This is a genomic window from Cellvibrio sp. PSBB023 (assembly GCF_002007605.1).
GTDB lineage: Bacteria > Pseudomonadota > Gammaproteobacteria > Pseudomonadales > Cellvibrionaceae > Cellvibrio.
Window position 1 is genome coordinate 872,312 of sequence record NZ_CP019799.1, and the last position, 13,577, is coordinate 885,888.

At 47.9% G+C, this 13,577-nt stretch carries 14 protein-coding genes; 10 read left to right on the forward strand and 4 right to left on the reverse strand.

The annotated features are described in order from the left end of the window. Nucleotides 1-124: 124 nt before the first annotated feature. The 7 genes from fabF to B0D95_RS03965 all read left to right on the forward strand — a co-directional run bounded on the left by fabF (nt 125) and on the right by B0D95_RS03965 (nt 7,287). Nucleotides 125-1,366, forward strand: a complete 1,242-nt coding sequence (gene fabF / locus B0D95_RS03935) for a beta-ketoacyl-ACP synthase II (protein ID WP_210403677.1) — start codon at nt 125-127, stop codon at nt 1,364-1,366. Nucleotides 1,367-1,451: 85 nt separating this feature from the next. Next, the gene (gene pabC / locus B0D95_RS03940) at nt 1,452-2,324 is read left to right on the forward strand and encodes an aminodeoxychorismate lyase (RefSeq protein WP_078045608.1); all 873 of its coding nucleotides are present in this window, start codon (nt 1,452-1,454) and stop codon (nt 2,322-2,324) included. Nucleotides 2,325-2,337: 13 nt separating this feature from the next. After that, on the forward strand, nt 2,338-3,396 hold the full coding sequence (mltG, locus tag B0D95_RS03945; RefSeq protein WP_246841718.1) for an endolytic transglycosylase MltG: 1,059 nt from the start codon (nt 2,338-2,340) through the stop codon (nt 3,394-3,396). A gap of 160 nt (nt 3,397-3,556) precedes the next feature. Then, the gene (locus B0D95_RS03950) at nt 3,557-5,278 is read left to right on the forward strand and encodes a glutamine--tRNA ligase/YqeY domain fusion protein (protein ID WP_078042684.1); all 1,722 of its coding nucleotides are present in this window, start codon (nt 3,557-3,559) and stop codon (nt 5,276-5,278) included. 1 nt (nt 5,279) lies between these two features. After that, nucleotides 5,280-6,683, forward strand: a complete 1,404-nt coding sequence (gene cysS / locus B0D95_RS03955; protein WP_078042685.1) for a cysteine--tRNA ligase — start codon at nt 5,280-5,282, stop codon at nt 6,681-6,683. A gap of 28 nt (nt 6,684-6,711) precedes the next feature. Further along, nucleotides 6,712-6,912: a hypothetical protein gene (locus B0D95_RS03960; RefSeq protein ID WP_078042686.1), complete on the forward strand. Its 201-nt coding sequence runs from the start codon at nt 6,712-6,714 to the stop codon at nt 6,910-6,912. Between the two features lie 72 nt (nt 6,913-6,984). After that, complete coding sequence (locus B0D95_RS03965; protein WP_078042687.1) at nt 6,985-7,287, forward strand: hypothetical protein; 303 nt, start codon at nt 6,985-6,987, stop codon at nt 7,285-7,287. Here B0D95_RS03965 and B0D95_RS03970 read toward each other — a convergent pair. Then, nucleotides 7,268-8,068 (reverse strand): inner membrane protein YpjD, encoded by an 801-nt coding sequence (locus tag B0D95_RS03970; RefSeq protein ID WP_078042688.1) that lies wholly within the window; start codon nt 8,066-8,068, stop codon nt 7,268-7,270. The two genes, B0D95_RS03965 and B0D95_RS03970, sit on opposite strands and share 20 nt — an antisense overlap. Before the next feature lie 272 nt (nt 8,069-8,340). On the opposite strand from B0D95_RS03970, the gene ffh reads away from it, so the two are divergent. Next, the gene (ffh, locus tag B0D95_RS03975; RefSeq protein ID WP_078042689.1) at nt 8,341-9,729 is read left to right on the forward strand and encodes a signal recognition particle protein; all 1,389 of its coding nucleotides are present in this window, start codon (nt 8,341-8,343) and stop codon (nt 9,727-9,729) included. Between the two features lie 69 nt (nt 9,730-9,798). Here ffh and B0D95_RS03980 read toward each other — a convergent pair whose 3' ends face one another. From B0D95_RS03980 to B0D95_RS03990, 3 genes are read right to left on the reverse strand one after another with little or no spacing between them, the layout of a single operon-like run. Further along, the gene (locus B0D95_RS03980) at nt 9,799-10,224 is read right to left on the reverse strand and encodes a secondary thiamine-phosphate synthase enzyme YjbQ (RefSeq protein ID WP_078042690.1); all 426 of its coding nucleotides are present in this window, start codon (nt 10,222-10,224) and stop codon (nt 9,799-9,801) included. Between the two features lie 23 nt (nt 10,225-10,247). Beyond that, nucleotides 10,248-10,544 (reverse strand): hypothetical protein, encoded by a 297-nt coding sequence (locus B0D95_RS03985; RefSeq protein WP_078042691.1) that lies wholly within the window; start codon nt 10,542-10,544, stop codon nt 10,248-10,250. Nucleotides 10,545-10,559: 15 nt separating this feature from the next. Then, on the reverse strand, nt 10,560-10,904 hold the full coding sequence (locus B0D95_RS03990) for a HopJ type III effector protein (protein WP_078042692.1): 345 nt from the start codon (nt 10,902-10,904) through the stop codon (nt 10,560-10,562). A gap of 150 nt (nt 10,905-11,054) precedes the next feature. Here B0D95_RS03990 and B0D95_RS03995 point away from each other — a divergent pair, with 150 nt between their 5' ends. Both B0D95_RS03995 and B0D95_RS04000 read left to right on the forward strand, forming a co-directional pair. Next, nucleotides 11,055-12,746: an NAD-dependent malic enzyme gene (locus B0D95_RS03995; protein WP_078042693.1), complete on the forward strand. Its 1,692-nt coding sequence runs from the start codon at nt 11,055-11,057 to the stop codon at nt 12,744-12,746. 413 nt (nt 12,747-13,159) lie between these two features. Further along, nucleotides 13,160-13,522, forward strand: a complete 363-nt coding sequence (locus B0D95_RS04000; protein ID WP_078042694.1) for an MmcQ/YjbR family DNA-binding protein — start codon at nt 13,160-13,162, stop codon at nt 13,520-13,522. The last annotated feature ends 55 nt before the right edge of the window (nt 13,523-13,577 follow it).

The window sequence follows — 13,577 nt, forward strand, 5'->3', positions numbered from 1 at the left end:
TTGTCATTCCGTGTTCATTTGCTCGATGCTAGCAGATGAATAATCAAGATTACTCACAGCAACAGGCATCAAGATCACTGTGTTACGGTGATGGCTGGGCTGTGCCATGCAGGAGAACCGCAAGGTGTCACGTAAAAGAGTTGTAGTCACTGGCTTGGGTATGATCAGTTCCTTGGGTAACACCGTTGCAGATACCTGGCATGGCATTGTTAATGGTAAGAGTGGTGTAGCCACTATCTCTCACTTTGATGCCTCTGCGTTTACTACGCAGTTCAGTGCATCAGTTAAAAATTTAGTGGTGGATGATTATTTCCCCGGAAAAGAAGCGCGCAAAATGGATCCATTTATCCAGTACGGTATGGTTGCTGGCATTCAGGCGATTCGCGATTCCGGTTTGGAGATTAATGAGTCGAATGCGGGCCGTATCGGGGTTTCTATCGGATCGGGTATCGGTGGCATAGGTACTATTGAAGAAGGTTCCGCTACCCTTGAGCACAAAGGGCCGCGTCGTATTTCTCCATTCTTTGTGCCCAGCGCAATTATTAATATGATCTCCGGTAATTTGTCGATTATGTATGGCTTACGTGGGCCTAATATCGCCATTACCACCGCCTGTACTACAGGTACCCACAGTATCGGTTTTGCAGCGCGCATGATTCAGTATGGTGACGCCGATGTTATGGTGGCTGGTGGTGCTGAAATGGCGACAACTCCGTTAGGCTTGGGCGGATTTGCAGCAGCGCGCGCCTTGTCTACCCGCAATGACAACCCACAAGCAGCCAGTCGTCCTTGGGATAAAGACCGCGATGGTTTTGTGCTGGGCGACGGTGCTGGCGTATTGGTTCTTGAAGAATATGAGCACGCTAAAAAGCGTGGTGCAAAGATATATGCCGAGCTGATTGGCTTTGGTATGAGTGGCGATGCTTATCATATGACTTCACCGCCGGAAGATGGCTCTGGTGCAGCGGCGTCCATGCGCAATGCGATTTTGGATGCAGGCATTTCCCCGGAGTTGATTAACTACATCAATGCCCATGGCACATCAACGCCGGCGGGCGATAAAGCTGAGTGTGCAGCGGTCAAATCCGTCATGGGGGCGGCATCTGCCCAGGTCGCAGTGAGTTCGACCAAGTCGATGATTGGTCATTTGCTGGGTGCGGCGGGTGCGGTCGAGGCGATTTTCAGTGTACTTGCGATTCGCGATCAGGTGGCGCCGCCAACAATCAACCTGGATAATCCGGAAGAGTCCTGTGCGGATCTCAACTTGGTTCCCCACACCGCCCAAGAGCGCAAAATTGATGCAGTGTTGTCCAATTCCTTTGGTTTTGGTGGCACCAATGGCTCTCTGATTTTCCGCAAGTTGTAATTACGCTGCTTTTCGTTCGCAGCGATGTTGCAAAAAATGACGCCGGGCTGGAGACAGTCCGGCGTTTTTGTATAGACTGCTCCCTATGCCAATAAAACTTCCCCTGATTAGCGTTAACGGTGTTCTCGATGCGGCTATTTCGCCCCTGGATCGAGGCTTTACCTATGGTGATGGAATTTTTGAAACTTGCCGCTACCAGTCGGGCGAAATCCCCTTGTGGGCGCTTCATCGCGACCGTTTGTTGGGTAGTGCATCGCGTTTGGGGATTCCACTGGATGAATCGCTTCTCATGGCTTATCTAAAGCCCTTGCTTGATGAAGTACGTTCATCGGGGATTAATGCTGCAGTGGTAAAGATCCAGGTAACTCGCGGTATTGGTGGGCGAGGATATCGTGTTCCGCCAGAGATAACCCCAACCTACTGTGTAGGTGTTTTTCCGGCGGAGTCATTGTGCTCGGCAAACTTTTTAAAGGGTGTTGATGTCCGTGTATGCACTCAGCGGCTTGCGGCCAATAAAACCCTGGCGGGTATGAAGCATTTAAATCGTCTGGAGCAAATACTGGCTCGCGCCGAGTGGCAAGATGAGTATGCAGAAGGTTTGTTGATGGATGAGTCTGGTCACGTGATTGAGGCAACGGTAAGCAACCTGTTTGTGGTTAAAAACGGGCAGTTGTACACGCCCGATCTGTCTCTTTGTGGGGTAGCGGGCATTATGCGGCGCAACCTGATAGAACGCCTGGCTCCGAGTTTGTCGCTGAGTGTTGGGGTAGTGGCGATGACTCTTGATTTTGTGTGTCGCGCGGACGAATTATTTTTGTGTAATAGCGTCTACGGTATATGGCCGGTGAATCGTATAGTCGATGGCACAAACTCATCCTTGCTGGCCAGTTTTGGGCAGCCTCCTATCACCCACCAAATACAGAGCTTGCTGGAACAATCCTTCGCGCTTGTTGATTGATGAATTTCTGAATATGACAAAAAAAATCTCCCTGGCTATGAAACTCTTGGGCTTTGCGGCCTTTATCTATCTTGCAGGCTTAATGTCGGCTACTTTTGCCTGGATTTATGTACAAAAGTGGCTGACTACGCCACTGGCTATCTCTGAGCAGGGGTATCGATACGAATTGAAGGCCGGTCAATCCTTGGGGCATTTGGCTTATGCCCTCGGGCGCGATCAGGTGATTCAGCATCCGCGGTTGTTGCGTCTTTATGCGCGCTTGACCGAGCTTAATAAGGTGCATGCGGGCGAATATTTCTTCCCGCAGGGAACTACACCTGAAATGTTGCTGGATAAATTGGCTAAAGGCGATGTGGTTCTCTATCAAGTTACCTTTGTCGAAGGCTGGACTTACAAGCAGGCACTCAATGCGTTGGCCAAGGTGGATGCAGTCAAACTGCAATTAGCCGGTAAAACCGAGCAGGAGCAGATTGCGTTATTAAATATTCCAGTGACCCAATTGGAGGGCTGGATTTTTCCCGACACCTACAGTTTCAGTCGCAATACGAGCGATGTCGAAATAGTGCAGGGTGCCTATCAGAAAATGCTGTCACTGTTGAATGCTGAATGGGAAAAGCGCGCACCTGATTTACCTTATAAATCGAGTTACGAGGCCTTGATCATGGCTTCTATTATTGAGCGTGAAACGGGGCATCACAGTGAGCGGGATCAGATTGCTGGCGTATTCGTACGTCGTTTGCAGCAGGGCATGAAATTGCAAACCGACCCCACAGTTATTTATGGTATGGGAGAGCGTTATCAAGGGCGTATTCGTCGCGCTGATTTGGAAGAGGCTACCGATTACAACACCTATGTGATTCAAGGCTTGCCGCCAACGCCTATCTCCCTGCCCAGTGCTGCATCGATACGCGCCGCATTAAATCCTGCACCGGGCAAAGCGTTATATTTTGTAGCCAAAGGGGATGGTACCAGCGAGTTTTCTGAAACACTGGCGCAGCACAATCAAGCCGTGCGCCGTTATCAGCTTAATCGGAGTAGCGATTATCGTTCTGCCCCGCCGCCTGCAAAATGACCATGTTTTCCCTGGACGCAGGCCTCTATTCGCGCGGTATGAAAAATACGGTTGAGCCAGTACAATGCATCCAACATCATTCAGCCCCATTTTTGGGCTGTGAAACCCCGGATATCCCAATCCCTGATTTACGATCTCACCCTAACGGATTTGTTATTCCATGAGCAGCAATCATTCATCGGCTAATGCCAGCGACGCGAGCACGACAGAGGTTAAAACCAAACCTTTGCACTTTATCCAACAGATTATTCGCAAAGATTTGGAGCAGGGTGTACACAATAAAATTGTTACCCGTTTTCCACCGGAGCCTAATGGTTATTTGCACATAGGCCATGCCAAGTCTATCTGCCTGAATTTTGGTATGGCAGAAGAGTTTGGCGGTGCGTGCAATTTGCGTTTTGACGATACCAACCCGGAAAAAGAAAGCGAAGAGTTTGTAAACTCCATCAAGGCCGATGTTGAGTGGCTTGGCTTTAAATGGGATGGAGCCGTACGTTACACCTCCGACTATTTTGACCAACTTTATGCATGGGCCATCCATCTGATCAACAATGGTTTGGCCTTTGTGTGCGATTTAACCGCAGAGCAAATGCGCGAATACCGTGGAACCCTGACTGAACCGGGGAAAAACAGTCCATTTCGCGAGCGCAGTGTGGAAGAAAACCTGGCATTGTTTGAAAAGATGCGTGCAGGTGAATTCAATGAAGGTGCTTGCTCTTTGCGCGCCAAAATCGATATGTCATCGCCCAATATTAATTTGCGTGACCCGATTATCTATCGCATTAAAAAAGCGCATCACCATCAAACCGGTGACAAATGGTGTATCTATCCCTCTTATGATTTTGCGCATGGGCAAAGTGATGCCATTGAAGGGATTACTCATTCCATTTGTACCTTGGAGTTTGAAGATCATAAACCCCTTTACGATTGGTTTATCCAGCATTTACCGGTGCCAGCGGTTCCGCGCCAATATGAATTTGCCCGGCTGAATATTAATTATTCGGTGACCAGCAAGCGCAAGTTAAAACAATTGGTTGATGAGAACCATGTTGATGGCTGGAACGACCCGCGTATGCCTACCATTTCCGGTATGCGTCGCCGTGGTTTTACACCCGCTGCCTTGCGTGACTTTTGTGAGCGTATTGGCGTCACCCGCTCGGATGGGATTGTCGATGTAGGTGTGTTGGAATTCTGTGTGCGCGATGATTTGGATAAGAATGCGCCCCGTGCTATGTGCGTGTTAAAGCCGTTAAAAGTAACGCTTACAAATTATCCTGCGGAGCAAGTTGAAACCTTAACCGTACACAATCATCCCAATCGTGATGATTTGGGTGATCGCACCATTCCGTTTACGCAAACGGTATTTATTGAGCAGGAAGATTTTCGCGAAGAAGCGAACAAGAAATACAAACGTTTGGTAACCGGTAAGCGTGTTCGTTTGCGCGGTGCTTATGTGATTGAGGCAGATGAAGCCATCAAAGATGCCGACGGCAATATTATCGAAGTGCGCGCGCGTATTATCGAGGGCACCTTGGGGAAAGATCCTGCCGATGGTGTCAAACCTAAAGGTGTTATTCACTGGGTGTCAGCAACTAACAATCTTGATTGTGAAGTGCGTTTGTACAGCCGTTTATTTACCGATGAAGCGCCTGATGCTGGCGGTAAAAATTTCCTCGATGTTATCAATCCGGATAGTTTGGAGATTTTGCAAGGTTGCAAGGCAGAAGTCAGTTTGACAACTGCGCAAGTTGGCAATAGTTACCAGTTCGAGCGTCAGGGTTATTTCTGTCTGGATAGTAAATACAGCACTGCAGAAAAACCGGTATTCAATCGCACCATCAGTTTAAAAGACAGCTTCGGCAAAACAGAAGATCAGGAATAACATGCTGCAGATCTACAACACACTCACGCGTCAAAAAGAAATTTTTAAACCGATTCATCCCGGTAAAATTTCCATGTATGTCTGTGGCATTACAGTTTATGACTATTGCCACATAGGTCATGCGCGGGTATTGGTTGCGTTTGATGTAATAACCAAATTCCTGCGCAGCCAAGGGTGGGATGTTACCTACGTGCGCAACATTACGGATATTGATGACAAAATTATTAAGCGTGCCAATGAAAACGGCGAGCCGTTTGATTCACTGACCGCTCGTTTTATTGATTACATGCACGAAGACGAAGCACGCTTGGGTATTGCGCGCCCGGATATTGAACCACGTGCAACGGCTTATATCGATCAAATCGTGGACATGAACAAAACCCTGATCGACAAAGGTTTTGCTTATGCTGCGAACAATGGTGATGTGTATTACCGCGTTACCCGCTTTGCCGATTACGGCAAACTCACCAACAAAAATGTTGATGAACTATTGGTTGGCGCGCGCATTGAGGTCGATGAAGTAAAAGAAGATCCGCGCGACTTTGTGCTTTGGAAAGCGGCTAAGGCCGGAGAGCCAGCATGGAAATCACCTTGGGGTAATGGTCGCCCTGGTTGGCATATTGAATGCTCTGCCATGAGCAAAAACTGCTGCGGTGAAACATTCGATATTCATGGCGGCGGCCCTGATTTACCTTTTCCGCATCATGAAAATGAAATTGCCCAGAGTGAGGCAGCTAATGGTTGCAAGTATGTCAACTATTGGATGCATGCCGGTGCTGTGCGCGTAGATGGTGAGAAGATGTCGAAGTCGCTCGGTAACTTTTTTACCATTCGTGATGTGTTGGAAAAATATCATCCGGAAGTGGTTCGCTTTTTATTGGTGAGCAGCCATTACCGCAGCCCGATTAATTACGCCGAAGATAACTTGATTGAGGCGCGGTCAGGCCTTGAGCGTTTTTATGGCGCACTGCGTGATTATGCCCACGTCGCTCCTGCCAATTTGGCTGAAGTAAGCGATACAAACTATTACAAGGCATTTGTGGATGCCATGAACGATGACTTCAATACCCGTGTTGCGCTTGCTGGTATGTATGACTTGGTTCGCGATTTAAACAATGCCAGTAAAACGAACCCTGCACAGGCGGAATCGCTGGCTGCTCTGTTAAAAGCCTTTGGTTTGATACTGGGGATTTTGCAGGAAAATCCTGCGGTATTTTTGCAATCTGGCGGTAATGACCAAATTGAGGCTGATGAAGTTGAGCGTTTGATTGCGGAGCGTATTCAGGCCAAAAAGGACAAACAGTACGCGCGTGCGGATGAGATTCGTAAGCTGTTATTGGATGCCGGTGTGACATTGGAAGACTCAAAAGATGGCACTACTCAATGGCGCCGTGAATCTGTTTAATCATTGATAGTGAAGGGCGTTATCCCAAATGCAAGCACAGCTTTTTCATGAATACGCGATTTATTTTGCGTTGGGTTTTCTGGTGATTTATGTGCTGGCACAGCTGCTGGTATCAAATCATCCCCGGTTCCAGGCTTTTACCGCGATACAAAAAAGTGTTGCGGTAAAAGTGTTGGCATTGCTTGGGTTTATCCTGGCCTATGTGTCAGTCACTCTATTAGCTAAATGATGCTGATCATTTTCCTGCTGTTGTTAGGGTTGTTACATTGGCCGGATTGCCAATTCTCTTTGTGGGGTGTTTATGATCATTCGCAAACTGCTTCGTAATCGTGGCCTTGGCGTTAACCTTATTGCTGGTTTTTGTTTTATTTTTCTTGCTGTCTATGCTTGGGGATTAAGCTGGAAAGAGTTGGGCGGTTACTTTCTGGTAATTCTGTTTTTTTTGGTTGGTTTGATTGCGCTCGCGGCATTGTGTGGTTGGGTGTTACGCAAACTAATGGCTAAAACGGATTGGAATTCCATTGGTCCTGATCAACATGAGAGCGACAGGAAAAACGAGCCTGCCGCCAATGAAAAGACGGGTGTTAAACCCGATGCAAAATAATTTCCAGTACTAATTTGCTACCAAAATACGCCAGCATCAAGCAGACGAAACCGGCCAGCGTCCAGCGAATTGCTGTATTGCCTCGCCATCCCAACTGATGGCGCCCCCAGAGTAGCAGGGCGTAAATCAGCCAAGCGACCAAGGCAAAAACGGTTTTGTGTGCAAGGTGCTGCGCAAACATATCCTCCAGAAAGTAAAACCCTGAAGCAATAGCCAAGGTCAACAGAATCTCCCCAATCCACAAAAACTCAAACAGCAGTGCTTCCATGGTTTGTAATGGCGGCAGCAGGCGAGAGCTGTTGGTCAGCTGTTTGTTCTTGAGTGCGTGATTTTGATAGGCCAGTAGTAGTGCTTGCAGGCTGGCAATCGTCAGTAAGCTATAGGCCAGAATAGACAGCACGACATGAGTGGCTATTTGATAGCTCAGTGATTGTTGCCACTCGCTGTTGTGACCGCCGATAGAGGCCAAAACCGAAATGGCGGAAAGCGGGAAGAGCAATAAAAACAAATTATGCAGTGCCTTTTTTAGGCTGCTGAATAATACGATGGCATTGATTACCCAGAATATCAGTGACGATGCTGAGAAAATACTGACGTTTAAACTGTCGCCTTTGATACTCATGCCGTAGACACCAATACCATGTGCGATAAGGGCCAGACCGGCGGTGGCAATCAGCTGCTTGGGTTGGAGCGCCTGCTGGCGTATGAATTGGCGACCAAAGTAAGCGGCAGCGACGCTGTATATGAATAGGGCGATCAGGTTGGCACTGAGTGTGATCATGTTGGTAAGGCTAATCCGTAGGCGGCAGCGGGAATGCTAATCGAGAGGACAAGTGTGTCATAAGGTTTTTGTAAAGAGAAGGGTAAATGAGAAACATACTTATCCATTTCTGCTTGCTGCCGGTAGTATTCATTCTGCCTTTGCTTGCCCCTTTATGATGGCTTTGAGGGTATAATCGCCACCACATTTTTGAAGGGTATTAGCCGTTTTTTGCCTCCCGGCTGCCGGCTGCGTTAACCTTCGTCGCATTAACCGATTGTTTGAGACAGGCTATGTTTGAGAATTTAACCGACCGCTTATCCCATACGTTGCGCAGCATTACTGGCAAGGCGCGCCTCAGTGAAGACAATATTAAAGATGCACTGCGCGATGTGCGCAAGGCGTTACTGGAGGCTGATGTTGCGCTGCCAGTTGTTAAAGCATTTATTGATCAGGTTCGCAGCCGTGCGCTGGGTCAGCAAATCAGTAAGGCGCTGAACCCCGGCCAGCAATTTATCAAGATCGTAGAAGCTGAGTTGGTTGCCACTATGGGGCAAGCCAATGAATCGCTGAACCTTGCGCAGCAACCACCAGCTGTAGTTCTGATGGCAGGTTTGCAGGGGGCGGGTAAAACCACCTCTGTTGCCAAATTGGCACGTTTCCTCAAGGAGCGTGAAAAGAAAAAGGTGTTGGTAGTCAGTGCGGACGTGTATCGCCCTGCGGCTATTCAGCAGTTGCAAACATTGGCGGCAGAGGTAGGGGTTGAGTGTTTCCCCTCCACTGGAGAACAAAAGCCATTGGATATCGCCCGCAACGCCATTGATCATGCGAAAAAACAATTTTTTGATGTTTTGATTGTGGATACCGCTGGTCGTTTGCATATTGACGATGAGTTGATGGTAGAGATCAAAGACCTGCATGCGGCAATCAATCCCATTGAAACCCTGTTTGTTATAGATGCGATGATTGGTCAGGATGCGGTCAACACGGCTAAAGCTTTTAACGATGCGTTGCCATTAACCGGTGTGATTCTGACCAAAGCCGATGGTGATGCGCGGGGCGGTGCAGCCTTGTCTGTACGTCACATCACTGGCAAACCCATCAAGTTTTTGGGTATGGGTGAAAAAGTAGATGCTTTGGAACCCTTCCATCCTGATCGTATCGCTTCGCGCATTTTGGGTATGGGCGATGTGCTCTCGTTAATTGAGCAAGCGGAACGCACGATCGATAAAGAAAAAGCAGAAAAATTAATCAAGAAGGTCACTAAAGGCCAAAAATTCGACTTGGAAGATTTGCGCGATCAATTGCAGCAAATGCAAAACATGGGTGGTTTAACATCGATGTTGGATAAGTTGCCCGGTTTGGGCAATGTGGCGCAGATGGCACAGACGGCCAATATGGGCAAGCAGTTTAAAACCATGGAGGCAATTATTAACTCCATGACGCCGGAAGAGCGACGCAATCCGGATGACCTGAGCGGCTCGCGCAAGCGTCGCATTACTATGGGGTCTGGTACACAAATTCAGGATTTGAACCGACTGTTAAAGCAATACAAACAAATGGCCAAGATGATGGGCAAAATGAAAGGCGGCGGCATGCAGAAAATGATGCGCGGCATTGGTGGCATGATGCCAGGCGGAATGCCACCTGGCGGTGGCTTGCCTCCGGGAATGCGTAAATAAGCTGTACGTCCTTTCGTGTTAAATGCGCATAAAAAAACCGCCACTGGCGGTTTTTTTATGCCTGCTGATTTAGTGCGTCTCGCCCTGCAAGGTGATAACCAGAGTTCGGCTGCCGCCATAGTTGCGGTGTTCGCACAAATAAATTCCCTGCCAAACCCCCAAATTCAATCGGCCATGAGTAATGGGAATAGTGAGGCTGGCACCGAGCACACTTGCCTTAAGGTGTGCGGGCATGTCGTCACTGCCTTCATCCCTGTGCAGATAATAGGGCTCGTCTTCCGGGATGGCGCGGTTAAAGTAGCTTTCAAAATCCTTGCGTACTGTTGGATCGGCATTTTCATTGATGGTGAGTGATGCAGATGTATGCTTAATGAGGATATTTAGAAGCCCCAGTGTGAACTGTTTAAGCTCGGGCACTTGTTGCACTATTTCATCGGTTACCAAATGAAAACCGCGTGCCCTGGCTTTCAGTTGGAATTCTTTTTGTATCCACATGGTGTGTTATTTCCTTCGGCAAATTATTTCACTGCTGCCGGCGGGCATTCATTGGCGATATAGCCCATAACAGCCGAGTCTGCGCAAGCACTGCAGCTATTGCTATAGGTTTTTTGCTCGCTGGATGGGCAGGGGGTTGTTACGCAGCGAATGCCGGTATCGCGGGTGGCGCACACAGGGCGATAATCCATGGTGCATATTTGGGGGCGTTGCTCAGGGCATTCTGTTAGCGGTTGTTCCTGCTGTTTTGGTGCAGGCTGGTGGGTGCTGCAGGCGAAAAGTAAACTGATGGTCATTATTAACAGGGCACAATTTTTCATCCTGCAGTCCTCTTTTTATTTTTTGCACAGGGCAGGGTTATCGAATTGAATACCTGACCAACCTGATTGAATAAAATTGCGAATATTTTGGTGATCAGTCGCTGTTGGGTGTTGCAGTACATCAACGCGATAATAATCTCCAAAGCAAGCCAGTGTTTGATCTTCCGGCAGGCTGTGCAATTTGGCGAATGAGAATATTTTACAGGAGCCTGAGTTTTGTCCTGCTTCGTTAATTAACGCTCCATTTTTAAAGCGAGTGGGCGTGAATTCATAATTGGAATCTATTACTGCGATAGTGTTACTAAATTGAATCGAGTCCGGCGTGTTTTTCAGTGTGGTAAAAAACTGTTCAAGGTTCATAATCATCTCTTGCATGGGTGGAAATACTACGAAGCAGAAGCGCTATTCTACGCTGTGCATTGTAAAAATAATAATTCTTTAGTGGCGCTGGTTGTTCGCGATCAATTGCGCTATGGTTGATTTATCGTCCTATGGGTTTTTGTGATTGTTATGACCAAGAAGCGTCCTATTTATATCCCCTTTGCCGGACCGGCATTACTTGAAGCTCCTCTGCTGAATAAGGGCAGTGCTTTTACTGAACGTGAACGCCAGCAGTTTAATCTTGAAGGTTTGTTGCCTTACAACATTGAGACAATTGAGGAACAGGAGGCGCGTGTTTATCAGCAACTGTGTTCATTTGAATCGCCGATCGATAAGCACATTTTTTTGCGTAATATCCAGGATACAAATGAAACGGCCTATTTTCGTTTGGTGACAGATCATCTGACAGAAATTATGCCGCTTATCTATACGCCCACCGTGGGATTAGCCTGCCAGCAATTTTCAAAAATATATCGTCGCAAACGCGGGTTATTTATTTCATACCCGGATCGCGCACGGATTGATGACATGCTGCAAAATGCGACTAAACAAAATGTCAAAGTGATCGTAGTCACAGACGGTGAACGTATTTTGGGGCTTGGTGATCAGGGAATCGGTGGCATGGGGATTCCTATCGGGAAATTAGCGCTTTATACCGCCTGTGGTGGCATCAGTCCCGCTTACACCCTGCCAGTCACCTTGGATGTGGGAACCAACAACGAAGCTTTGTTGAATGACCCTATGTACATGGGGTGGCGACACAAGCGTATTACCGGCGATGAGTATTACCAGTTTGTCGAAGAATTTATTCAGGCCGTTAAGGTGCGGTGGCCGAATGTGTTGCTGCAATTCGAGGATTTTGCACAAGACCATGCGACACCCTTATTGAATCGTTATCGCGATCAGCTCTGCTGCTTCAATGACGATATTCAGGGAACCGCTGCGGTTGCGGTAGGAACACTGATGGCAGCGTGCCTTGCCAAAGGCGAGCAACTCAAAGATCAGCGCATTGTATTTGCGGGTGCCGGTTCGGCGGGCTGCGGTATTGCCGATCAGATTGTGAAGCAGATGGTGGCAGAGGGAGCCAGCAGCGAGGAGGCTCGACGTCGTATCTTTTTGATGAGCCGTGATGGCTTGCTGCAAACCAGTTCACCGGATTTGTTTGAGTTCCAGAGACCCTTTTGCACACCAGATGAGATCGTTGCTTCCTGGAAAACCGCATCGAGCGATGGGCGCTTGAGTTTGTTGGACGTTGTCGCAAATGTGCATCCCACCGTGCTGATTGGTGTGTCAGGTCAAGCAGGGCTATTTACCAAGGCGATAGTGGAATCCATGCAGGCCTATTGCGAGCACCCCTTGATTCTGCCTCTCTCCAACCCAACCTCACAGGCTGAGGCACAGCCGGTTGACTTGTTGCGTTGGAGTGCGGGCAAAGCCATGGTCGCGACGGGCAGCCCCTTTGCTCCGGTGGATATGGGGGGCAAGGTGGTGGAGATCGCCCAGTGCAATAACAGTTATATTTTTCCGGGGGTTGGGCTTGGTGTCATTGTTGCCAAGGCAACACGGATTACCGACAACATGATGATGGCGGCAAGCAAAGCACTGGCTGCAGCATCTCCTTTGGCCACCACGGGGAGTGGTGCTTTGTTACCACTGTTAGATGATATTCGCTCGGTGAGTAAATTGATCGCCAAAGCCGTCATTCTCCAAGCGATAGAAGACGGTGTAGCCTTGCCAATTCCCATTGAATTGATCGATACGAAAATCAATCAACAATTTTGGGAGCCGGAGTACAGGGAGTATCGACGCACCTCATTTTGATGCTGCATTCTGGTGCGTTTGGTGGCATTTAAGGCGTATATATCTACAATCTTTTTATATGAATAGCCTGACTTATTACATCTAAAAGCAAGTGAATGCTAAAAAATGTTGATTTATGCGCCATATCGACTATCGTTTATTAAGCGCCTGATGCAAAATAGACACAGGTGAAGGAGCGAGCCCTGATTATGGAGTGGTAATTGAAGTGTGATGTGCTTCACTTGTCTATAATCAAACTGTAGTCGGGTGTGTAGGTATTTGATGCCTATGCTTTAAATACAACCGATGCTGGCGCAGGGCAGTGTGCATGTATGAGTAGTTACAATGAACTTTTCTGAGTACAACGCGACTACTTCCTTAACCCAATTTATAGCTTTTAAATCGACCTGAGTTGTTCGATAAAGGACTAAAACATGGATTTTCTTTCTTCACAGAAGTACCTTTTAAACAAACATCAAGCCAAAGAGTTATTTCCCTCTGGTCCTGATATGGCCGTGTATAAAGTGTGCCATAAAATGTTTGCTACCCTGACTGCTGAAGGTGGTGTGCCACGTGTTAGTTTGAAGTGTGATCCCGATCTCGCCCTACAACTGCGTGAGCAGTACCCTGCGGTTCGTCCGGGTTTCCAAATGAATAAAAAACATTGGAACACGGTTATTCTGGATGGCTCTGTTCCCTCGGAACAGATCCAGCGCATGATTGATCACTCATATCAATTAATCGTTGATAATCTGCCTACTCTGGAAAGAGAGCAGTTGCTGGCATCCAAAAAATAAGCACTCGTTCTGGCACCGGGTTATTACCCGGTGCACAATGTTTCCCTGCTGTGCC

What these genes read in the sequence shown, in the direction of transcription:
- pabC (WP_078045608.1), top strand. Translation starts at nt 1,452, where the DNA reads ATGCCAATAAAACTTCCCCTGATTAGCGTTAACGGTGTTCTCGATGCG.
- mltG (WP_246841718.1), top strand. Translation starts at nt 2,338, where the DNA reads ATGACAAAAAAAATCTCCCTGGCTATGAAACTCTTGGGCTTTGCGGCC.
- B0D95_RS03950 (WP_078042684.1), top strand. Translation starts at nt 3,557, where the DNA reads ATGAGCAGCAATCATTCATCGGCTAATGCCAGCGACGCGAGCACGACA.
- cysS (WP_078042685.1), top strand. Translation starts at nt 5,280, where the DNA reads ATGCTGCAGATCTACAACACACTCACGCGTCAAAAAGAAATTTTTAAA.
- B0D95_RS03960 (WP_078042686.1), top strand. Translation starts at nt 6,712, where the DNA reads ATGCAAGCACAGCTTTTTCATGAATACGCGATTTATTTTGCGTTGGGT.
- B0D95_RS03965 (WP_078042687.1), top strand. Translation starts at nt 6,985, where the DNA reads ATGATCATTCGCAAACTGCTTCGTAATCGTGGCCTTGGCGTTAACCTT.
- B0D95_RS03970 (WP_078042688.1), bottom strand. Translation starts at nt 8,068, where the DNA reads ATGATCACACTCAGTGCCAACCTGATCGCCCTATTCATATACAGCGTC.
- ffh (WP_078042689.1), top strand. Translation starts at nt 8,341, where the DNA reads ATGTTTGAGAATTTAACCGACCGCTTATCCCATACGTTGCGCAGCATT.
- B0D95_RS03980 (WP_078042690.1), bottom strand. Translation starts at nt 10,224, where the DNA reads ATGTGGATACAAAAAGAATTCCAACTGAAAGCCAGGGCACGCGGTTTT.
- B0D95_RS03985 (WP_078042691.1), bottom strand. Translation starts at nt 10,544, where the DNA reads ATGAAAAATTGTGCCCTGTTAATAATGACCATCAGTTTACTTTTCGCC.
- B0D95_RS03990 (WP_078042692.1), bottom strand. Translation starts at nt 10,904, where the DNA reads ATGAACCTTGAACAGTTTTTTACCACACTGAAAAACACGCCGGACTCG.
- B0D95_RS03995 (WP_078042693.1), top strand. Translation starts at nt 11,055, where the DNA reads ATGACCAAGAAGCGTCCTATTTATATCCCCTTTGCCGGACCGGCATTA.
- B0D95_RS04000 (WP_078042694.1), top strand. Translation starts at nt 13,160, where the DNA reads ATGGATTTTCTTTCTTCACAGAAGTACCTTTTAAACAAACATCAAGCC.